The organism is Thermostichus sp. OS-CIW-30 (assembly GCF_054060215.1).
Genome location: NZ_JBSSCZ010000001.1, coordinates 79222 through 99514, shown reverse-complemented (window position 1 = coordinate 99514; position 20293 = coordinate 79222). Strand labels below are relative to the sequence as shown.

Annotated in this window: 19 protein-coding genes; 12 read left to right on the top strand and 7 right to left on the bottom strand. The window is 58.2% G+C overall.

All coding sequences use genetic code 11. From position 1 onward, the window contains the following. Positions 1-91: 91 nt before the first annotated feature. Positions 92-1228: an aminotransferase class V-fold PLP-dependent enzyme gene (locus ACVWZF_RS00490; RefSeq protein WP_457410596.1), complete on the top strand. Its 1137-nt coding sequence runs from the start codon at positions 92-94 to the stop codon at positions 1226-1228. A gap of 422 nt (positions 1229-1650) precedes the next feature. On the opposite strand, the gene ACVWZF_RS00485 is transcribed toward ACVWZF_RS00490, so the two are convergent. Beyond that, complete coding sequence (locus ACVWZF_RS00485) at positions 1651-2664, bottom strand: hypothetical protein (protein ID WP_457410572.1); 1014 nt, start codon at positions 2662-2664, stop codon at positions 1651-1653. Positions 2665-2818: 154 nt separating this feature from the next. Continuing rightward, positions 2819-4036: an RNA-guided endonuclease InsQ/TnpB family protein gene (locus ACVWZF_RS00480; RefSeq protein WP_457410571.1), complete on the bottom strand. Its 1218-nt coding sequence runs from the start codon at positions 4034-4036 to the stop codon at positions 2819-2821. 261 nt (positions 4037-4297) lie between these two features. Here ACVWZF_RS00480 and ACVWZF_RS00475 point away from each other — a divergent pair, with 261 nt between their 5' ends. Further along, a complete protein-coding gene (locus ACVWZF_RS00475) occupies positions 4298-5311 on the top strand; it encodes an ATP-binding cassette domain-containing protein (protein ID WP_457410570.1) in 1014 nt (337 codons plus the stop codon). Between the two features lie 140 nt (positions 5312-5451). Beyond that, on the top strand, positions 5452-6306 hold the full coding sequence (locus tag ACVWZF_RS00470; RefSeq protein ID WP_011433465.1) for an ABC transporter permease: 855 nt from the start codon (positions 5452-5454) through the stop codon (positions 6304-6306). Between the two features lie 24 nt (positions 6307-6330). On the opposite strand, the gene ACVWZF_RS00465 is transcribed toward ACVWZF_RS00470, so the two are convergent. Beyond that, entirely contained in the window at positions 6331-6546 is a 216-nt protein-coding gene (locus ACVWZF_RS00465; RefSeq protein ID WP_011433464.1) for a hypothetical protein, read from the bottom strand. A 116-nt stretch (positions 6547-6662) separates the two neighbouring features. On the opposite strand from ACVWZF_RS00465, the gene ACVWZF_RS00460 reads away from it, so the two are divergent. From ACVWZF_RS00460 to ACVWZF_RS00445, 4 genes are all read left to right on the top strand, one after another. Beyond that, positions 6663-7313, top strand: a complete 651-nt coding sequence (locus ACVWZF_RS00460) for a class I SAM-dependent methyltransferase (RefSeq protein ID WP_011433463.1) — start codon at positions 6663-6665, stop codon at positions 7311-7313. Between the two features lie 114 nt (positions 7314-7427). Further along, complete coding sequence (thiL, locus tag ACVWZF_RS00455; RefSeq protein ID WP_457410569.1) at positions 7428-8450, top strand: thiamine-phosphate kinase; 1023 nt, start codon at positions 7428-7430, stop codon at positions 8448-8450. Positions 8451-8651: 201 nt separating this feature from the next. Further along, a complete protein-coding gene (locus ACVWZF_RS00450) occupies positions 8652-9245 on the top strand; it encodes a hypothetical protein (protein ID WP_457393955.1) in 594 nt (197 codons plus the stop codon). Positions 9246-9334: 89 nt separating this feature from the next. Further along, a complete protein-coding gene (locus ACVWZF_RS00445) occupies positions 9335-10858 on the top strand; it encodes a S10 family peptidase (RefSeq protein ID WP_414424287.1) in 1524 nt (507 codons plus the stop codon). 370 nt (positions 10859-11228) lie between these two features. Here ACVWZF_RS00445 and ACVWZF_RS00440 read toward each other — a convergent pair whose 3' ends face one another. Beyond that, positions 11229-13205 carry a protein kinase domain-containing protein gene (locus ACVWZF_RS00440; RefSeq protein WP_457410568.1) on the bottom strand — a complete coding sequence of 659 codons (1977 nt, stop codon included), beginning with the start codon at positions 13203-13205 and terminating at the stop codon, positions 11229-11231. 141 nt (positions 13206-13346) lie between these two features. Here ACVWZF_RS00440 and ACVWZF_RS00435 point away from each other — a divergent pair, with 141 nt between their 5' ends. Beyond that, positions 13347-14228 (top strand): inositol monophosphatase family protein, encoded by an 882-nt coding sequence (locus ACVWZF_RS00435; protein ID WP_011433458.1) that lies wholly within the window; start codon positions 13347-13349, stop codon positions 14226-14228. Here ACVWZF_RS00435 and ACVWZF_RS00430 read toward each other — a convergent pair. Both ACVWZF_RS00430 and hemE read right to left on the bottom strand, forming a co-directional pair. Then, positions 14183-15166 carry a glycosyltransferase family 2 protein gene (locus ACVWZF_RS00430; protein ID WP_011433457.1) on the bottom strand — a complete coding sequence of 328 codons (984 nt, stop codon included), beginning with the start codon at positions 15164-15166 and terminating at the stop codon, positions 14183-14185. The two genes, ACVWZF_RS00435 and ACVWZF_RS00430, sit on opposite strands and share 46 nt — an antisense overlap. 390 nt (positions 15167-15556) lie before the next feature. Continuing rightward, complete coding sequence (gene hemE, locus ACVWZF_RS00425; RefSeq protein WP_255344537.1) at positions 15557-16657, bottom strand: uroporphyrinogen decarboxylase; 1101 nt, start codon at positions 16655-16657, stop codon at positions 15557-15559. 243 nt (positions 16658-16900) lie between these two features. Here hemE and crtE point away from each other — a divergent pair, with 243 nt between their 5' ends. From crtE to ACVWZF_RS00405, 4 genes are all read left to right on the top strand, one after another. Beyond that, positions 16901-17794 (top strand): geranylgeranyl diphosphate synthase CrtE, encoded by an 894-nt coding sequence (crtE, locus tag ACVWZF_RS00420; RefSeq protein ID WP_011433454.1) that lies wholly within the window; start codon positions 16901-16903, stop codon positions 17792-17794. A gap of 70 nt (positions 17795-17864) precedes the next feature. Then, positions 17865-18326 (top strand): divergent PAP2 family protein, encoded by a 462-nt coding sequence (locus ACVWZF_RS00415; RefSeq protein ID WP_011433453.1) that lies wholly within the window; start codon positions 17865-17867, stop codon positions 18324-18326. Between the two features lie 13 nt (positions 18327-18339). Continuing rightward, on the top strand, positions 18340-18987 hold the full coding sequence (locus ACVWZF_RS00410; protein ID WP_011433452.1) for a hypothetical protein: 648 nt from the start codon (positions 18340-18342) through the stop codon (positions 18985-18987). 45 nt (positions 18988-19032) lie between these two features. After that, positions 19033-19872, top strand: coding sequence for a SirB1 family protein (locus ACVWZF_RS00405; RefSeq protein ID WP_011433451.1), 840 nt, complete (start codon positions 19033-19035; stop codon positions 19870-19872). A 92-nt stretch (positions 19873-19964) separates the two neighbouring features. On the opposite strand, the gene ACVWZF_RS00400 is transcribed toward ACVWZF_RS00405, so the two are convergent. Then, positions 19965-20147: a hypothetical protein gene (locus ACVWZF_RS00400; protein WP_011433450.1), complete on the bottom strand. Its 183-nt coding sequence runs from the start codon at positions 20145-20147 to the stop codon at positions 19965-19967. Positions 20148-20293: the final 146 nt, after the last annotated feature.

The window sequence follows — 20293 nt, the reverse complement described above, 5'->3', positions numbered from 1 at the left end:
GTGAACCATGCCTTTCTTCTCCAACCTGGGATCCGATTCTCCCCACTTTGGCGCTGCCCTCAGTGCTTGTGCGCCACTTTGCGAACGCTCCTTGTGGGAACTGGATCCGCAAGCCGTTTTTTTGAATCACGGCTCCTACGGCGCGACCCCGAAAAAGGTGTTGCAGGCCCAGAGTGTATGGCGGGAACGCCTTGAGGCTCAGCCGGTGCAGTTTATGGGAGAGGAACTTCCTCGAGCCTTGCGGGCGGCGGCAGCAGAACTGGCCCATTTCGTCGGGGCCGAACCCGAAAATTTGGTGTTTGTGGAAAATGCCACCAGCGGGGTCAATGCCGTTTTGCGCTCGCTGCGGTTCCGGCCAGAGGATCAGATCGCCTGCACCAATCACGGTTACGGGGCCGTTCGTCAGGCATTGCAGTACATCTGTGCCCAGTGGAGAGCCATCCCAGTTGAGGCGCAGATCCCTTTCCCCATTGCGGGGCCAGAGCAGGTTATCGCGGCCTTCGAGGCCATCCTCACTCCCCAAACTCGCCTGGCGGTGTTGGATCACCTCACCTCGCCTACGGCTCTGATCTACCCCCTGCCTGAGCTGATCGGCCTCTGTCGGGAGCGCGGGATCCCGGTTTTGGTGGATGGCGCCCATGCCCCCGGAGTTCTCCCCTTGGAGTTGGAAAAGCTAGGAGCCGATTGGTACACCGGCAATGCCCACAAGTGGCTGTTTGCCCCGAAAGGCTGTGCCTTTTTGTGGGTGGCCCCCTATCGACAGGCCCAAACCCATCCTACGGTGATCTCCCACGGCTTTGGGCAAGGGTTCACAGCGGAGTTCGACTGGGTGGGCACACGGGATCCCAGCGCTTGGTTGGCCATTTCAGCAGCCCTGGCGTTTATCCAAGGGGTGGGACTGGACAACATCCGTCAGCACAACCACACTCTGCTGCTGCAGGCGCGGCAGTTGCTCTTGGAGGCTCTTGAGGGGATCCCGCCCGCCCCCGAAAAGATGTTGGGCTTTATGGCCACCCTACCCTTGCCGCCATTTTGGCAGCAGTGGATCCCTGAGCTTCCTCTTGAGGAGCGCGCCCGTCGGCTTCACGATTACCTCTGGTACAAGTACCGCATTGAGGTTCCGATCATCCCCTTCGCCGGGCAGCTTTGGGTACGCATCTCGGCCCAGGTCTACAACCGTTTGGCAGAGTACGAACAGTTGGCGCTGGCCTTGCAGCATCTGCCCTGAGGTTTTGTCGGTTGAGCCGCTTTCACGACATTGCAAGTATAGTTGCTTCGCACACCAGTAAAACGATTCCAGATCTATGGTCAATTCAGTTGAGGATGAGATGACGTTACAGGTAGAATGGCATGCCAGTAGACCTCAGAAAGAAGCCTTGACCTGAGAGAGAGTCGTAGGGCATGTCCAGGAAGGGAGCAGACCCACAGACGTACAAAGCCGGTCATACAGCGGAAGGGAAGGGTATGGGAGTCGGTAAAAGCAGCGCGGAACGCTTGGGGAGCGTCTCAATCTAGTTTGAAGCGACCGCAGTGCTTTCAAGAGGGCAAGGATGCATGCAGATGGAGGAACTTCTGTTGATGAAGTGACAAGGCCTGCTTTTGCGAGTCGGACTATTCTACTGGCCAGTGTCTCATTGCTATTTGAATTGACTATCTGAAAAAGTCAGAAAACGTATCCCGCAGATCCGAAAGCCGATCGTTGAAGCAGGTAAGCCGATCCCCTACAGAGTTCACCAGCGTCAGATCTGCCCGACCGGTTGTCCCTTCAAATCCCAGTAGAGGAACGCTCATGCGGCTGGGATCCGTGGGATTCTGGGAAACGCGGATGACGGCTCGATCGCGGTTCAATTGATAAGCCTCGGCCACATAGCGGATGGGCTCGCTCAAGGTGGGATCCACCGGCAGCCCTGGGGCCGGCAGGAGATCCACCAGCTCGGTGAACGTGCCACTCCGCAGGCCCACCACGGCAGCAGCTCCCAACTGGTTACAAATGGCAATGAGAACCGGCTCTTGGGCAGTGGCGGTGAGGTTGGCCAAGGTAACCGTGACCGTGGCGCGGCTGGCTGCCGGCGGGTAGGTGACCTCAAAGGTGCGGGCAAAGGCATTGCCCAGCTCGTCGCGGGCGCGAAAGCGAAGCTGCCCGGTGTAGGGCAGGATGGAAGAAAAGTAGATGCCAAAGCGGTCGCTGGGACTCCGTCCGGGGATATTGGCCTGTCCGGGGACATAGGCAAGGGCAGCCCGGCTTTGCCACTGATTGGGCGGGGTGTAGGGCAGCAGCGGGCCACTGGTGAAGTTGGGGGGTTCTTTGGGGGGCAGATCCGGCTGGCCATCTCTGTTCAGATCCAGCCCATTGCCCAAGAAGGCCACCGAGCGCTGTAAGAGAATAGGACGGTTTTGGTTATCCAAAAGGGGATTCCGCCTTTCTGCCAGCCCGGCATTGTCCACATAGACATTAAGGGGGCGATTTAGGATTTGGTTATCCCGCTGCCGCCGCATGTTGAACTGTAGGTAGGGCCCCACTGCGCCCGCTGCCGGGGATCCTCCTGTGATTTCAAAATCATCATCTGCCCGCAGGTCATCCGCCCGCAGGAAGACATTTTCCAGGGGGCCCAGAGGAGTTGTTCCCTCGCCGCAACCGACCAAGCCAAGCGCTAAAATGGCCAAGGCTGTATAAGCTACAACAGAGCATCCTTTTTCGATAGGGGAATCCGAGCTCCCACAAGTCGGCAGCAGGGGCCGGCAGGCACGCTTTGGCTTCAGCATTCATCTCCTCTCCACAACAGACACCTTGGCGAGGGTTAAACCCAACCGGAGTAAACTACCCGGCCCTGACTGCTTCGCAGTACAGGGCGGGCTTTCGGTAGCCCTGCAGTTGGCAAGCCAACCACGGGCCTCTAGGCTGGTTTACGACAGCCCCAAGCTTGGCAATCATGTTGGCCCCATTCCAGTCCGCATCCCCTTCCCATCCACAGTGCCCACACTTGAACTGCTTCCCACTGCGATAGGATTGCGTAGGATCGGGATGGACGTGCAAACACCGGTGGCAGGTCTGCGACGTGTAGGCAGGCGGCACCAGAATCAAGGTAACCCCTGCACGCAGAGCCTTGTATTCCAGAAACTGCCTCAGCTGGTGGAACGCCCAACTGTTGGCCCTGCGCCGTTCAGCTTTGCTGCGTGGCTGTTGATTGACCCTTTCCCGGATCCCTGTCAAGTCTTCCAGAGCGATAGCGCTGTTTGTGGTCTTTGCCCTAGAGACAATAGCTTTGGAGATGCGATGATTGACCCACGTTTTTGCTACGCAACGCTGACGCGACTGAAAGCGTCTCTCCTTGCCAGACAGCCGTTGCAGCAGTTCTCTGCATCTGCGCCGCGAACTGCGGGTGCCCTTACTGGCTTTGCGTTGGAGTACCGCCCTCAACCGGGAGTAGTGGTCTCGTACCTTGTTTAACTGCTGTCCATTCCAGTTCTTCCCCTCTGAGGTATGAGCGATATCTATCCTTCCCAAATCCACCCCGATCACCTTGTCGGTATCTTGTTGCTTGGGTGGTTTTTTCTCTACGCAAATCTGGATGTAGTAGGAGCCGTCTCTGCGCTTGACCAGAGTGGCCGATTTGGGATTGGAGCCTGCCAACTGTTCTCTCTGGTAACGGCCAATCGCCAGCTCAAAGCGCTCTCGACCCTCCACTGTGGTCAGCGACACCGTCCAGTCTTTCTCGCGGAACGAAAAGATACGAGCGTCATAGGTCGCGAAGCCCCCCTTGAACGCTTTGACGGGGCGGTTTTTCTGTCGGGCAACCTTACGGGCACCGGCCAGCCGTCTGCAGACCTGCTGAGCCAAGTTACTGGACAAGCCGAACCGGGCACGGATTTCGCGGTAGCACAGAGATTGAAGTTTAACGGCGTTGGTGACTTTCTCGGGCGTGTTTTGGTTGACCCAGTTCAACGCCTGCACAAAGGCATCCAAGGTCGCGTCCAACTTTGCGGCCTGCGACTGGGACACCTTGAGCTTACAGGAGACGGTCAGGACTTGGGTCATGGTTCTATCGTAACTTCCGCATTCCTCCCGACACTGACCCTACGGGTACAGTGCGGGGCTCCTGCGATTTCTAGCTGAGTTGAGGATGGGCGGGGATCCCTCTGCACTCATCGGATTCGCCTGAACCACTATACCGTGAGCCTCGGTTCAGCTCCCACCATCCCTAGGGGGCTGGCGGCAACGAGCAAGAAATGGTGGCGATCCCTGGCCTCATCTCCCGAACAGGCTTGATAGCCTAGAGGAAGCGAGATGTGGATACCCATGTCAGATACTCCTGCGGTCTTGGTAGAGCAACTTCAAAAGCGCTACGGATCCACAGTGGCCGTGGCGGACGTCTCGTTTCAGGTGGAACCCGGCCAGATCTACGGCATTCTCGGCCCCAATGGGGCCGGCAAGACCACCACTTTGCATTGCCTTTGCACCTTGCTCCGTCCCGATGCGGGCCGGATAGAGGTGTACGGGATCCCGGCCAGCGAAAACCCCAAAGCGGTACGAGAAAAACTGGGGTTTGTTGCCCAAGAGGTGGCTTTGGATAAGGTGCTGACCGGGCGAGAATTGTTGCAGTTGCAGGCCGACCTCTACCACCTGCCGCGCCCCCTGGCCCAAGAGCGAATCGTTGCCGTCCTGGAGCTGCTGGGGCTGACCGACCGTGCCGACCAACTCATCGGTACCTACTCTGGCGGGCTGCGCAAACGCTTGGATCTGGCGGCAGGACTGCTCCATCAACCCCAGGTGCTGGTCTTGGACGAGCCCACGGTGGGCCTGGACATTCCCAGTCGGCTGGCCATCTGGGATTTTTTGCGCCAACTCAAGAACACAGGGATCACGGTGGTGCTCAGCAGCCACTACCTGGAGGAGATCGACCTGCTGGCGGATCGGGTGGCCATCATCGACCGGGGCAAGGTGATTGCCGAGGGAACCCCCGAGGAGCTGAAAACCCGCGTCGGCGGCGAGCGCATCACCGTCAAGCTGCAGGAATTTGCCCCGGCAGAACTGGCCCAGCGGGGTGCCCAACTGCTGGGATCCCTGCCCTTTGTCCAGAAGGTGGTGATCAACAGCGCCCAGGGCAACGCCCTGAACCTGGTGGTGCAGCGGAATGGGGAGGATCCCCTCAGCCAGATTCGCGCCCACTTGCAGGCTCATGGGCTAGAGGTGTTCAGCAGCACCCAGTCTCGTCCCAGCTTGGATGATGTGTATTTGGCGGCAACCGGGCAAACCCTGATGGACGCGGAGCTGGCCGCTGCCGAGGCCAATCTGGGCAAAAAGAAAAAGTAACTTCATCACCTCATGCTCGAGCCCCATTGATCCCTGTACAAAGGCATATCGAGATATTTATTGGTTGTATTGGTTGATGGATTAGATACTGCATTCATTCATCACACATTCATTGATCACAACTCTACAGGAGCTTGGGTATGACCTCTGCCTCTTCCCCGGTTCAATCTAACCCGATCCCCCTTCTGACGGCTGACTTTTGGCAGGAGACCTTCGCCCTCACGCGCCGCTTGTTTATCCAACTGCAGCGTCGCCCCACAACCTTGCTGGCCGGCATTATCCAGCCGTTGCTCTGGCTGATTCTATTTGGAGCCTTGTTTCAGAATGCTCCTGCCGGCATTTTCGGGGCCGGACAAAACTACACCCAGTTTTTGGGGGCGGGAGTCATTGTGTTTACGGCTTTTGGTGGAGCCTTGAATGCCGGAGTGCCGGTGATTTTCGACCGAGAATTTGGCTTTTTGAACCGGTTGTTGGTGGCTCCCCTCACCTCTCGTTTTTCCATTGTTCTTGCTTCTAGCCTGTTTATCGTCAGCTTGGCGTTGCTGCAGACGGCAGTCATTGTGGGGGCAGACTACGCCCTTGGGGCCGGGATCCCCGACGGGCCAGGCTTGGCGGTGGTGGCCTTGATCGTGGGCCTGTTGGTCTTGGGCTTCACGGCCCTGAGCTTGGGCTTGGCCTTTGCCATGCCGGGGCACCAGCAATTGCTGGCTTTCATCTTTTTGGTCAACTTGCCCCTGATCTTTTCCAGCACGGCCTTGGCTCCCCTGAGCTTTATGCCCACCTGGCTGCGTTGGGTGGCCAGCCTCAACCCCCTCACCTTTGCCATCGAGCCCATTCGCCATGTTTACCGCAGCAGCCATTGGAGCTGGGCCGATGTGGTGCTGCAGGCTCCCTGGGGCGATCTCACCCTGGCGGGATCCCTGGGCCTTTTGACGGGGTTTGTGGGGGTGTCGGTTCTACTGGTGCAGGGGGTGTTGCGCAAAAGCTTGGCCTGAGCATCTCTGCCCAGGCTGTGCCGCTCAAAGCCACTGGCGGGAAACGGACTTCTCCATAGCTGCCTGTGCCCGCTGCACCAGAGCCAGGGGGCTGTCCTGGGCTGGGGAAACGCTGAGAGAAGGAGTAAGGCTGCGAGCCTGCAGAGCCATGTGGAGCTGCAGTTCGGTTACGTACTCCCGCAGGCCAAAGTTAGACCCAGAAGAAGAAGGAGCCGCTGAAGAGGGGTGAGACACAGACATCACGGCAAAGAGTCCTTCGCGAAATGGCCACTGTTGCTCTGCTAAGGTATCACGCCCACCCCTTTTCCGAAGCTTCCAAAATGTTAGCTTTGATTAAGATTTGCAACCGTTTGGCCATGGTGGTGCTCAAGGATTGGCAGCGCTCCAAGTTGGATCCCAGCGACGATGCCCTCTTTTACAGCTATCCTCGCTTCGTGACTCATGTGGATTCTGGCTTCATCGGCCAGCTCACCGATCTATACCGCGAGCATTTGCGGCCCCAGACCCGGATTCTCGATCTGATGAGCAGTTGGGTCTCCCATTTGCCGCCTGAGATGGAGTTTGCCCATGTGGAGGGGCATGGGATGAACCCTGAGGAACTGGCGGCCAACCCCCGGCTGGATCACTTCTTCATCCAAAACTTGAACCAAAACCCAAGTCTGCCCTTCCCTGATCAATCCTTCGACGCGGTGCTAAACACGGTCTCGGTGCAGTATCTGCAGCAGCCGGAGCAGGTGTTTGCCGAGGTGTATCGCATCCTAAAGCCCCAGGGCCTCTTCATCGTCAGCTTCTCCAATCGCATGTTTTTCCAGAAGGCGATCCAGGCTTGGCGGGACAACTCTGAGGCGGGGCGAGTGGAGTTGGTCAGGCGCTATTTTGAGTCGGTGCCAGGGTTTGCGGTGGTGAAGGTGATCCAGCGGCCTGCCCCTATGGGTTGGCTGGGCTTTTGGGCAGGCGGAGGCGGGGATCCCTTCTATGCCCTAATTGGACAGCGGACGGCGGGGTAGAATTCTCCAGCTTGCCTGTGGCGTGCAGGCGGGATCCTTGGAAATATCCAACAAGACTCCAGCATCCACCAGATCTTGCAGCTGTGTTATCCTCGCTACCCTCAGAGGTCTGTCTTGTTCTCCGGTCTTCCTGACAGTGCTTCTCCACAAAACGGCGATCCTTCCCCCCTACCCATCTCAGCAATTGGGGAGGCGGGGCTGCTGCAGATCGTGCAGCGCTACTGTCCGGCCCAGGTGGTGGGAGACGATGCGGCGGTGTTAGCTGCTCCGGAGGGGCAGTTGGTGGTGACAACCGATGTGTTGGTGGAGGGAGTTCACTTCAGCGATTTGACGACCCCGGCCCATGCGGTGGGCTGGCGCGCGGTGGCCGCCAATCTATCGGATCTGGCCGCGATGGGATCCCGTCCGCAGGCGTTGGTGGTGGGTTTGGGCTTGCCGGGCTCCACGCCGGTCGCTTGGGTGGAGGAGCTTTATCAAGGGATGCGGGACTGTTGCGCCCGCTGGGAATGCCAACTGGTGGGAGGGGATCTGTGTCGGTCGCCGCATCGATTTGTGGCGATCACGGCCCTGGGATCGGTGCAGCCGGGGCGGGCCATTCAGCGCAGACGGGCTCAACCCGGCGATTGGCTGGTGGTAACAGGGCCCCACGGAGATGCGCGGGCAGGCTTGGAGCTGCTTCTCCATCCTGAACAGGGATCCTCAGCCACGGCAGCCGAGCGCGAGCAGTTGATCAGGGCTCACCAATACCCACGCCCGCGCCTGGATCTGGTGCCCCTCTTGGAAGGGATCCCGGATCCCTTGCGCATTGCCGGCATGGATACCAGCGACGGTTTGGCAGATGCCCTGGTGCAGGTGTGTCAGGCCAGTGGGGTGGAGGCAAGGATTGCCGTGGAGCGGATCCCGATTTCAGAAGCTTTGCGGCAGGCTTTTCCGGCCCAAGCCTGGGAGTGGGCGCTTTATGGGGGCGAAGATTTTGAGCTGCTCCTCAGTGCCGAGGTGTCGGTGGCCAAGCATCTGTTGGAAGAATTGCCAGGGGCCGTTTGGATTGGAGAAGTGACAGGCTGGGATCCGCAGGGAACCGTCTGGCTGAAGGACAGGCAGGCCCTCAGCCGTCAACAAGCCTTCCAGCATTTCTAAGAGGCGTTGTGCTGCAGGATGGCCACCCAAACTGCCAACAGTTGAAGACAAATCTACTTGTGGGGGAAAACAAGCTTCAGGAAGGATTCGGTAACCTAGAAGCGGAGAGAAGTTGAGATAAGGAAGCAAATTGACTTGGAATAGCTTCAGGCAACTGCTCAGAACTCGGCAGAACTTGGAGAAGCATCGGAGACTCTACTCATGAAAGCTATCTTAACAGCAGCCCTTATTGGCCTGGCCGGGATCCCTGCGTTGGCCCCCTTGCCCAGTTCGGCTCAGCCGCTTTTTGAATTGGGTGCCTACCGCCTTGAGCAGGGGACGATTATCCCGGTCGGCAGCCTGAGTAGCGAAGGGCCGCAATACTTTTATCCCGACACCGTCTATCCCCTGGAAGTGGCCGTTACTCAGAACATTTTTGACAGCCAGGGGCGCTTGGTGATCCCGGCGGGTAGCCGCATTTTTGGACAGATGGAACCTGCACCGGGCGGATCCCGCTTTGTCGGCACTTCCATTGTTCTCGGCGGTCGTACCTACAGCCTGCGGGCTTCCTCCAACATCCTCCACGACGAAAAGGATCCCCGTCAGTATTCGGCTGAGGCCATTGCTCAAGATGCAGCCATTGGGGCAGCCGCAGGGGCCATTTTGGGGGCGATCACGGGCGGAGTCTCGGTGGGCAATGTCTTAGGAGGCGCCGTGACCGGAGTGGTGGTGGGCAATGTTACCGCTCCCCAGGTGGTGGTGCTGCGCCCCGGCCAATCTTTCAATCTAACTTTGGAAGCTCCGCTGACTTTGTGAGGTGCCGTTTGGAGATTCCTCTGGGAGTGTTGAGGGTCGGCGACTTGTGATTCACTGGGGATCAAGTTGCCGATCCTTGTTTTCATTTCATGGCTACTGAATCTAAGCCCACTTCCCCCCTCTCCTCCACCGAGCACAGGTTTACGGCTGGAGAGGAGAGCTTTACCTACAGAGCGCTGGCCGGTTGGCAGACCCTTTTCCAGCGGGAAAAGCCGGTGGCCGAGATCTTTCACGTCGCCTATCTAAAGCAAGACTCCGCCTCTCAGCACCGCCCTCTCACTTTTGTGTTCAACGGTGGGCCTGGGGCAGCCTCTGCCTACCTGCACATGGGAGCGCTGGGGCCCAAACGGATTGGCTTCGGGCCCAACGGCAGTTTGCCCCCCTCCCCGGTGCGGCTGGTGGACAATGCCGAAAGTTGGTTGCCCTTTTCCGACCTGGTCTTTGTCGATCCGGTGGGGACGGGGTTCAGCCGCGCCCTGCCCAAGGATTCTCAAGACCCCAAAGATTCCCGGGAGAAATCCGATCCGGCATCCAAGCCCCCTCAGCCGGATGCTAAGGCGGAGGAGCCTCCTAAGGAATCGCCCTTCTGGGATGTGGAGCGGGATTTGCAATCCTTGGGAGAATTCATTCAGGGCTTTCTTTCCCGATACAAACGCTGGCTCTCCCCCATTTTCATTGCCGGCGAGAGTTACGGTGGGTTTCGGGTGGCGCGGCTGGCCAAGGAGCTGCAATCCAAGTTTGGCGTGGGCCTGTCGGGGGCCATTCTCATCTCGCCTGCGATTGAGTTTGGGTTGCTGGAGACCAACGATTACAACCTCAGCACCTGGGCAGCCCTTTTCCCTTCCTATGTGGCCACAGCAGCCCATCATGGACGGTGTGGCTGGGGGGAGGATTTGCAGATCCTGCTGCCCAAAGCAGAACACTTTGCCCGGCAACGTCTGCTGCCCCTCTTGGCTATGGGAGAGGCGATGCCAGAGGCAGAACGGCAAGCGGTGTATCAGGAAATGGCAGCAGGGATCGGCCTATCTCCAGAATATGTAGCCCACAAAGGCGGGCGGATCGATATCGCCAGTTTTGCCCGCGAGCTGTTGCGATCGCAGCGACTGGTGCTGGGGCTCTACGATGCTTCTGTAACCACGGTGGATCCCTTTCCGGATCGGCCTACCTTCGAGGGATCCGATCCCACCTTGGATGGGATCGATCGCCTGTTCACGGCAGCCATCAACAGCCACTTGCGAGAGACCTTGCAGGTGGAAACGGAGTTGACCTATCACCTACTGAACCTGGAGGTGTTCAAGTCCTGGCGGTTCACCCCAAAAGGAGAGTTTAAGCAAGGATTCATCGGGGCAATGGACGAGCTGCGCAGCAGCATGGCCCTCAACCCCCACATGCGGGTGAGCATTCATCATGGCTTTTACGACCTGGTCACGCCCTACTTTGCCTCGAATCACCTGGTGGATTTGATGAAGTTGGATCCGCGGTTGAAGGCCAACCTCACCCTACGTCATTATCGCGGCGGACACATGTTCTACACCTGGGATCCCTCGCGATTGGAGTGGTTTACAGAAATGCGTGAGTTTTACTCGAAAACAGCTTCCAGCTCAGAGTCATAACATACTCGCCGGGCGAGGATTCTGGTTCCTGGTTTTGCAGCAGCACTCATAGTCAATTCAAATGGCAATGAGACACTAGCCGGTGCAATAGCTCCGCTAGAAAGTTCCTCTATAGCGTGCATCCTTGCCCTCTTGAAATTTAGGCCAGGACAGTGGCCCACACCCAAAACGTTGCATGCACAGGGCCATAGGGCTTTTCTCAGTAGCTCAAACGACCCTACTCCCTACAACCAGTCGCGTAGCTCTGAGCTGGGGATCTCACGGCGCTCCCCGGTAACCGTGAGAAAAATCGTGAGAAAAATAATGAGCGGTTTTGATTCCTGTCTTTCCCTCTTCTTGAGAGAGAGAACTCAGATGGGATCCCTGTGGGCTAAGGGGCTTGTTGTTGACTTTGAACAGGAGGGATCCGGCGCAAATTCAAAAGCACCATTGCGCTAAGGGGGCGCGTGTTGGCCAGTAGCCCCACGATCAGCAGCAGCCAACTGTTCAAGGTAGTATTGTCCAGCAGCCAACCCATCAACAGAGCCGATCCTGCCCCTTCGGCAACTGCCGCCAAGATCCAAGCCCGGCTACCTTTCCAGCGCTGAGACCACAAGGCCCATTGCAGCACACCAACGCCGACCCCCACCAGCAAACCGCGCAGCGCATCTCCCATTGCCTGCAAGACATTTTGGAGCCAGGGATCCGTCGGGTTAAAAGCAGAGGTTGCTACCCCCACCTGGGGAGCGAGGAAATCCGCCGCCGCCCAGCCCAAAGCCGTGGCCAGCAAAGTTGCAGCCACCCATCCCACCGAAACCTGCCGCCGCAACACCGCCCACTGCAGCAGCCCCATCAGCAAGCCAAGGCCGGCTCCAGCCACCGCTTCTTGTAGCGATCCCAAAGCCGCCAGCAGAGGCGCTGATGCCCCCAGCCCCAGGTAGCCGATCCCAGCCGCCCCCAAATTGGCCAAGAGCCAACTCAACGCCGACCCTTTGCCCAGGCGGGGTGCATTCAGGGGTGCATCCAACAGATGAGAGCCGGACTTGCTGTTGACATGTTCCTGCCCAACCTTCTGTTCCACCTCGCGCAGCCCCTGTTCCGCTGAAGGGTTACCCGGCTCCAGCCGCAGCACCCCTTGATAATCCATCTGGGCAAGGCCCCAATGTCCCTGCCGTTGGTGGGCCAGGCCGCGGTAGAGATAGTAGCGGGCTTCGTTGGGGGCGCTCTGGATCAGCTCATTGAGCAGATGGACGGCCATCTTGTACTCGCCTGCCTCGATCAGCCTTACCGCCCGTTGTAGCTTTTCTTCCTCGTCTGGGGCGGCTCGACCCATCGGCTGTTGGGAAGTCGGCTGGCCAAATCCGGTCGGGATCCGCTGGGGACGAACACCTGGAGATGCAGGAGATGAACTTGAGGGAATGAACGGGGCAGGAGGGGCGATCTTGTTTCCATAGACAGCCTGTAGCTGCTGGCCGAGCACTTCCATGTTGGCCGGGCGGAGGGCAGGGTCTTTCTCTAGGCACTGGAGGACAACCTTCTCCAGGGCAGCGGGGATGGGGTGGGCTAGCTTGTGGTCTTGGAAGGGGCGGGGCTTTTGAAAGTTGTGGACGTGGTACCAGCCTTGCAAGGTGTCGGTATCCGGCTCGAAGGGCAACGCACCAGTTAACAGCTCGTACAGCACCACCCCCAGCGAGTAGATGTCGGAGCGGCCATCCAGCTTTTCTCCGCGCATTTGCTCCGGCGAGGCGTAGACCATCGTGCCCAAAAAATAGCCCGTCTGCGTCAGGCCACGAGAGGTCTCCCCCATGAGCTTGGAAATGCCGAAGTCCAGGATCTTGACCCGCTCTTTCCCATCGGGCCCTTTCTGCACAAAGATGTTGCTGGGTTTAATGTCGCGGTGGATGACGCCGCGAATGGAGTGCTTGCCCAGATCCATCTGAAAGTTGTGGGCGTGGTGCAGGGCAGAGCAAATTTGCAGAGCCAAGTTCACCACTCGCTCTGGGTGCAAGGGGCCTTCCCGAGCCAGCACATAGTCCAACCCCTGGCCGCTGTAGGGTTTGGCATTCAGGTACTCCATCACCAGATAGGGCTGGTTTTGGTACAGGCCGTAAGAGCGCACCTGCACGATGTTGGGGTGCTCGCCCAACAGAGCGCTGACCCTGGCCTCATCCATGAAGCGTTGCTGCAGTTGCTGGTAGTACTCTGGGCCCATGTCCGGGGGCGGCGGGCGCAACAACTTGACGGCCACCAGCTCGTCATTGAGCTGGGTATCCACCGCCTCGAACACATTGCCGTAGCCACCCTCGCTGATGTGGCGGGTCAGCCGGTAGCGGTTGCCAATCAGTTGTCCAATCAGGCGCTGGTTCATGGAGGAGGGTGGCCAGCTGGGGAGTTTACCTATGATTTGATTCTAGTCAGCTTAGGGGCTTAAAACCTGCTGGTGAGGGATCCGCTGCCATTGCGACCCCTTTTCCACCCCAAAAGCCAGGGATCCCGCTAGGATTGGGGCATGAGTGCTCCTTCTGCAACTGCTGCTCTATCCCCTTTCTGGCTGGAGGTTACCGAGTTTGCCTTGCAGGCTACGGCCAGCGTGGGATCCCAGCTCTTGGCAGACTTTGGCCAGGCCCACCCTACGGTTCGCGCCAGCGGGACGGAGTCCTTAAAAGCCGACGGCAGCTTGGTAACCTCTTCTGACCAGTGGGCGGATCGCGCTTTTCAAGGGGCCATTGCCGCTGCCTACCCCGATCACGGTTATCTGAGCGAGGAATCCAACCACATTTTTCCCGAGAAGGAGTGGTGTTGGGTAGTGGATCCTTTGGATGGCACCACCAATTTTGCCCGTGGGATCCCCATTTGGGGCAGCTCCTTGGCTTTGCTGCATTGGGGCGTGCCGGTGTTTGGCTGTGTCCATCTGCCGCCCATCCGCCAGACTTTTTACGGTTATTGGCCTCGGTTTCCTGGGGATGCAGCAGCAGGAGCTTTTCTCACCCGCCACGACCGGGATCCCGCCTGTCCCCAGCCAATCCGTCCTAGCACCGCCTCACCCGGCCCCAACCAATTGTTCAATTTCTGTTCCCGCAGCAGCCATTGGATTAGCCCGCAATTCCCTTGCAAAGCGCGGATGTTGGGGGGCGCTGCCTACAACCTGCTGGCGGTGGCCGGTGGCAGCCTTTTGGGGGCGGTAGAACGCTCGCCCAAGATCTGGGATGTGGCGGCAGTGTGGGCCATTGTCAAGGGGGCCGGCGCCGTTTGGGAACCCCTGAGCTGTGCCGATCCGGATCCCGGCCAGCCTCTCATTCCCGGCAAGGATTATGGCCGACTCACTTACCCCGCCCTGGTGGCAGCTCAAGCCGAGTGGATCCCCTTATTTCGCGCCTTCATCGCTCTGTAGCTTTCGTAAACGGCCTGCACGTTGTACCAGTTGAGGAAAAAAATCCGGCACAGCTCCAAGGCCAACTGCGAGCGGCCATGCCGGATCAACCAGCGCAGCAGCGGTTCCACCCGCTTCTCGTTCAGCCAGCCCCCCAGGGATAAAAGGCCCCACAGGAATTGGTGCAGGGGCGTCAGTTGGATCATCAGGCGCACGGCCCAGGTGGGGTGTTTTTGGTAAAAGAGAATACCCATGCGGCCCCGCTGCCGTTCCCGCTCAATCAATCCTGGGATCTGCTGCAGCTCAAAGGGCGGATGCCAGTGGTAGCCGGTGGCCTGGGGGCACTTGACCAGGCGCAGGCCCAAACGTTTTAGCCGCACCCCCAGCTCCAGGTCTTCCCAGCCGTAGAGGTGAAACCGCTCGTCAAAGGGGCCGGCGGGGGTTTCGCAGGCCAGCTCCAACCAATGGCGGGCAATGGCCACGTTGCCGGTGGCGAAAAAGGCTGCCGAAAAATCGGTGGGCTTGAAGGGTTCGGAGCGGGGATCCTGAAAATTGCTGGTGTTGATCACCCGCCCGTAGGTGAAGACCTTAGCCTCGTGGGGGGAGCGGGGATCCCCTGTAACGCCGTGCCGCCGCAGCATCTGGGCGTGGCTGGCCAAGAAGTGATCCACCACCACCAGGTCGCTGTCGATAAAGACGATGAGGGATCCCTGGGCGTGGCGAAACCCCAGGTTGCGGGCAGCGGCGGGGCCGCGGTGCTCCTGCTGCAACAGTTTCCACTGGGGCAAGCCAACGGGGTTGTTCTGCAGCCATTCCACTGTGCCATCGGTGGAGCCATCGTCCACCACCACCACCTCGTAGCCCTCGTAGGGGCCGGGCTGCTGCTGCGCCAGGGCCCGCAGACACTGCTCCAAAATGGGACGGCGGTTGTAGGTGGGAATGATGACGCTGATGTACACCGGGGATCCCTGGAGATGGCCGTGCAACCTTAGAGCAAAAGTTGAGCAAAACGCTTCAGGGAGGAGGGGTTCGCGCTGCCTGTTAGGCTAGAGGGCTTTTAGGAGCATGACTCTAGTCAATAATAAGCTCAACTATACTGAAAATAATGTATAATATGTTCAGTACGGATTACTACCAGTTGATCTTTCTGTTTACTTTCGAGTCTGCCAACATGGTAGCCAAAGCAAAGCAGAAAATTGGTAGTAAGACGACACGGAAACTGCGCTTTGGGTATTCTACTCAAAGCTTTGCGGGATACCGCCATTCTGTTTGGACTCCGTCCCGCTAACGCGAATGGAAACAAACAGAATGCTATCGCTGCATAGTTGAACAGTGATGTTCAGCAGTGTTCAGCGTAAATGTATCAGCTCTGCCGACTGGCGCACCGTCTCGAAAAAGTAATGGACATTGGCCTCTGGAGTGCTTGGGTGAATGCCGTGGCCCAGGTTCATGATATGCCCACGGGATCCGGCTTTTCGAATCACCTCTAGGGTGCGCTGCCGGATGAACTCCGGGGATCCCAGCAACACCATCGGATCCAGATTGCCCTGCACCGCTAGGGATCCCAGGCGAGCCCTGGCCTCTGCCATGTCGCTCATCCAATCGAGGCTGAACACGTCGATGCCGGCTTTGCCCACCCGCTCCAGCAAAGCGGCGCTGCCGTTGATGTAGAGGATCAGCGGCACCTGCGGATAGCGAGCTTTCACCTGATCCACAATTTGCTTTTGGTAGGGCAAGGCCCAACACTCGTAATCGACTGGGCTGAGCTGTCCGGCCCAAGTATCGAACAACTGCACCACCTGGGCACCGCCCTCGATCTGGTAGATCACGTAGCGGGCAATGCTGTCGGCCAGCTTGCTCAGCAACTGATGCAGCAATGGCGGCTGCGCGAAGGCCAAGCTCTTGATGTGGGCGTAATCTTTGGAGCTGCGCCCTTCCACAGCATAGCAGGCCAGAGTCCAGGGGGAGCCGACAAACCCCAGCAGCGTTGCTTTCCCTTCCACCTCGCGGCGCAGGGTGCTGAGAATGGTCTTGATAAAGGGCAGACTTTCTTCCGGTTCCAGGAGGCGGATGCGTTCAATTTGGGCTTGCGAACGAATCGGCGGGTCGATGATCGGCCCCTGATGCTCCACCAGCTCAAAGGGGATGCCCATGCCCTCAAGGGGGGTGAGGATATCGCTGAACAGGATCACTCCATCAGGGGCAAAGGCCCGAAACGGTTGCAACGAGATCTCGACGGCCAGCTCCGGGATCTCGCAACGCTGCTTAAAGGTGTACTTGCTTTGCAGCTCGCGGTAGGCCGCCATGTAGCGACCCGCCTGGCGCATCATCCAAACTGGAGGGCGATCCAGCACTTCCCCTCGGGCCGCCCGCAGCAAACGGTCACCCAAGTGCTCCGCACCGCTGGCGGTGGAGGAGGTGGCGCTGAGCTGAACAGGCGAGTGGGACATAGGAGGGCAATCCGGCTAAAGATCCTTATGAATCCTGACATTGTGGCGACAGCAACCGCAAGTTGGCGGCTCAGGATCCCTGCAGTTTCTTCATCGGCTGCAACTTGCTGTTACTTCTTACCCTTTTGGCCTCTGGGCTGGGATCCCCAATTAAAGTGGACATGAGATAATGACACCTGACAAGTCTGTTGAAGAACGGCTCGACAAGGATCCCCCCATTGCCGAGTTGAGAGGAAACCCCGCTTGGTTGCCCAAACCTTTAACCTGAAAGCCTACCTGAGCCAGCGTCAGCAACAGGTGGAAGAAGCTCTCTCTGCAGCTTTGGTTCCCGCCTATCCGGAGCGCATTTACGAGGCGATGCGCTACAGCCTATTGGCAGGGGGGAAGCGCCTCAGGCCCATCCTCTGTCTGGCTGCTTGCGAGTTGGCCGGCGGCACTGTGGAGCAGGCTCTGCCTACCGCCTGTGCCCTGGAAATGATCCACACCATGTCGCTCATCCATGACGACTTGCCGGCCATGGACAATGACGACTTTCGCCGCGGCAAACCCACCAACCACAAGGTGTTCGGCGAAGACATTGCCATCTTGGCAGGAGATGCCCTGCTGGCCTTTGCCTTTGAGCACATTGCCAGCCAAACTCAGGGGGTACCGCCGCAGTTGGTGTTACAGGTGATCGCCCGCATTGGCCATGCTGTGGCTGCAACCGGTTTGGTGGGGGGACAGGTGGTGGATCTGGAGTCGGAGGGCAAGGCCATTTCCCTGGAAACTCTGGAGTACATTCACAGCCACAAAACCGGCGCTCTATTGGAAGTCTCGGTGGTTTCGGGAGGGATCCTGGCGGGGGGAGATGAGGAGCTGCTGGCCCACCTGAGCCGCTACGCCCGCGATATTGGCTTGGCCTTTCAGATTGTGGACGACATTTTGGACATCACCGCCACCAGCGAGCAACTGGGCAAAACGGCAGGCAAGGATCAAGCTGCCGCCAAAGCCACCTATCCCAGCTTGTTGGGCCTAGAGGCCTCCCGGCAAAAAGCCGAGGAGCTGATTCAATCGGCCAAGGAAACGTTGCGCCCCTACGGACCGCGGGCAGAACCGCTGCTGGCTCTGGCGGACTTCATCACTCGCCGTCAGCATTAGGGCAGGACAAGAGGACAAGTTAGATGGGATCCCTGGAGACCCTGCTCGCATTCCTGTGCTGGAGAGCCGTATGCTGCAACAGTTGATGGCCAATCATGTCCTCTGGGTTGCTTTGCTGGCCAGTGTGTTGGCCCAAGCCATCAAGCTGATCCTTTCCTATGTGCGGTCAGGCAAGGTTAACCTGCGAGTCTTGGTGGAAACCGGGGGAATGCCCAGCTCCCACGCAGCGTTGGTGACGGCTTTGTCCGTTGGGGTGGGGATGCAGGAAGGCTGGGACAGCCTGCTGTTTGCCGCGACGGTGGTTTTCGCATTGGTGGTGATGTACGATGCCGCGGGGATCCGCCAAGCCGCTGGAAAACAGGCGCGGGTGCTGAATCGCCTCCTGGAAGAATGGTTTGAAGAAAAGGGCGCCGACCGTTTTCCAGAACCCTACCTGAAAGAATTGCTGGGGCACACTCCCGTTCAGGTCATGGCCGGCGCGGCTTTGGGGGCAGCCTGTATTACATTGTCGTTTGCCCTGGGAGTAAACTGAGAGCCATTGGGGCATGCTAAGGCAGAAGTACCGCGGGGTGGTCATGGCTTCCAGTTCTCAACCTCGTCCGATCCAACGTTGCCCTTCCTGTGGCAAGCCGATCCCAGCCTACCGGTTCAAGTCTCCCTACTGCGACCACTGCGGTTGGCGGGCGGCCCCGGCAGCGCAAGCCCCTCAAAAAGGCGGATCCCTGGGCCAGAAAATCGCAGCTCAGGTAAACGGGATCGGATCCCAAGGTCAACGCCTCAAGGTGCCCCCTCTGCTACAGCCGCTGCTGAACTTCAACTTTTACCTCTATCTGCTCTGGGGGATCAGCCCTCTGTTTCCGCTGGTGGTGGATCGACCCCTGCTGGCCGAATCCAACTATCTGCTCCTAATCCCGCTTTTGTTGAGCTGGGGGCTGCTTTATTTGGCGGTGCGAGATCTGCCGCTGCCGGACAATTTGCGGCTGCCGCGCCTGTTGTTGGATGTATCGTTCATCCTGCTGCCCTTCTTCCAGAAAATTAATGTGTCCAAAGCCCCCAACCGACCCTATTGGAATGCTCTGCTGATTTGGGTGATCGGGATCCTGCTGCTTGCCGCTTTGCGGCTTTGGAGCTTTAGCCTGCTCCTGACGGCGGTGACCTTGCTGTTGACCAGCTTTTGCACGCTGCTGTTCTAACCGAGATCCTTGCAAAGAACCTTAATATTTAATATTTAACATTTCATGAGCATTCCTGCTGCCCGTCAACGCTTTGCCCTTGAAATCCAATCGGAGCCCATCGATCTGGGTCGGGCGGCCCTCTGGATTGCCCAAGAAGCCTATCCCGATCTGGAGGTGGAAGAGTATGTGGCCGCTCTGGATGAGATGGCCGCAGAGGTGCAAGAGCGCCTTCCCCCGGAGCGTTATCCCCTGCGGGTCATCAAGATCTTGAATCACTATCTCTTTGAGGATCTGGGCTTTCGTGGCAATCGCGAAGATTATTACGACCCACGCAACAGCTTTTTGAACGAAGTGATCGATCGGCGCACCGGGATCCCGATTACGCTGTCGCTGATCTATCTAGAGCTGGCGCGGCGGATCGATTTTCCCATGGCAGGAGTGGGCATGCCCGGCCACTTTTTAATCCGGCCCCTGTTTGCAGGCGCCGAGATTTTTGTGGATCCCTTTCAGCAGGGGGAGATTTTATTTCCAGAAGATTGTCAAGAGCTTTTGTCGCAAATCTACGGGCCTGGGATCCCTTTCCAAGAACACCACCTACGCCCCACCCCTCCCCGCCTGATCTTGGTACGCTTGCTCAACAACCTCAAGCAAATTTATCTGAGCCGCGCCGAACTGGAACCCGCTTTGGCAGCAGCGGAACGGATCTTGTTGTTGATCCCTGAATCCTTGCCCCACCTAAGGGATCGCGGGCTGTTGTATTATCAGTTGGGCCGTTGGCAGCAAGCCTGCCAGGATCTCAAGCGCTACTTAAAACAGGCGCCTTTCCACCCCGAGATCAATCGCTCTGATGAGCATTTAATCCGGGAAATTGTCGAGAGATTGGAATCTCATCCCGACTCATGATAGGAGCATGCACAATTGCTCTCAGTTGTGCGTTGTGTAAGTGTGTAAGTTTTGAGCAAGATCTGCCGTCGTTTGCAAGCAAGGCTAGGTTTCTAGCAGGGATCGGAAGCAGCCCTTACCTCTTGGCGCAAAATGGCTTCTACCAACTCATCCAGAGCCTCTAGATCAGATGGATCATAGTTTCTTTCCCAGAGGATTTGGTTAATGTTGGACTCCTGCTGCAGAGTTAAAACCGAAGATTGTAAAACCTCATCGATGATCTGGCGAATGCTCATCTTAACCTCGCAATCGTGAGAAGAATTGATGGCTTTGGCTCATAAGCCTAGAATGCTGGAAACGCTCTGCGATAGCCATCGTGAGGATCACGTATTTTGACATCAGAATCTGGGGCGACTCATCCAAACCCTTTCGGGGAAATCGC

Coding starts and splice junctions, on each gene's coding strand:
- ACVWZF_RS00480 (WP_457410571.1), bottom strand. CDS start 4,036: ATGACCCAAGTCCTGACCGTCTCCTGTAAGCTCAAGGTGTCCCAGTCG.
- ACVWZF_RS00475 (WP_457410570.1), top strand. CDS start 4,298: ATGTCAGATACTCCTGCGGTCTTGGTAGAGCAACTTCAAAAGCGCTAC.
- ACVWZF_RS00470 (WP_011433465.1), top strand. CDS start 5,452: ATGACCTCTGCCTCTTCCCCGGTTCAATCTAACCCGATCCCCCTTCTG.
- ACVWZF_RS00465 (WP_011433464.1), bottom strand. CDS start 6,546: ATGTCTGTGTCTCACCCCTCTTCAGCGGCTCCTTCTTCTTCTGGGTCT.
- ACVWZF_RS00460 (WP_011433463.1), top strand. CDS start 6,663: ATGGTGGTGCTCAAGGATTGGCAGCGCTCCAAGTTGGATCCCAGCGAC.
- ACVWZF_RS00450 (WP_457393955.1), top strand. CDS start 8,652: ATGAAAGCTATCTTAACAGCAGCCCTTATTGGCCTGGCCGGGATCCCT.
- ACVWZF_RS00445 (WP_414424287.1), top strand. CDS start 9,335: ATGGCTACTGAATCTAAGCCCACTTCCCCCCTCTCCTCCACCGAGCAC.
- ACVWZF_RS00440 (WP_457410568.1), bottom strand. CDS start 13,205: ATGAACCAGCGCCTGATTGGACAACTGATTGGCAACCGCTACCGGCTG.
- ACVWZF_RS00435 (WP_011433458.1), top strand. CDS start 13,347: ATGAGTGCTCCTTCTGCAACTGCTGCTCTATCCCCTTTCTGGCTGGAG.
- hemE (WP_255344537.1), bottom strand. CDS start 16,657: ATGTCCCACTCGCCTGTTCAGCTCAGCGCCACCTCCTCCACCGCCAGC.
- ACVWZF_RS00415 (WP_011433453.1), top strand. CDS start 17,865: ATGCTGCAACAGTTGATGGCCAATCATGTCCTCTGGGTTGCTTTGCTG.
- ACVWZF_RS00410 (WP_011433452.1), top strand. CDS start 18,340: ATGCTAAGGCAGAAGTACCGCGGGGTGGTCATGGCTTCCAGTTCTCAA.
- ACVWZF_RS00405 (WP_011433451.1), top strand. CDS start 19,033: ATGAGCATTCCTGCTGCCCGTCAACGCTTTGCCCTTGAAATCCAATCG.
- ACVWZF_RS00400 (WP_011433450.1), bottom strand. CDS start 20,147: ATGAGCATTCGCCAGATCATCGATGAGGTTTTACAATCTTCGGTTTTA.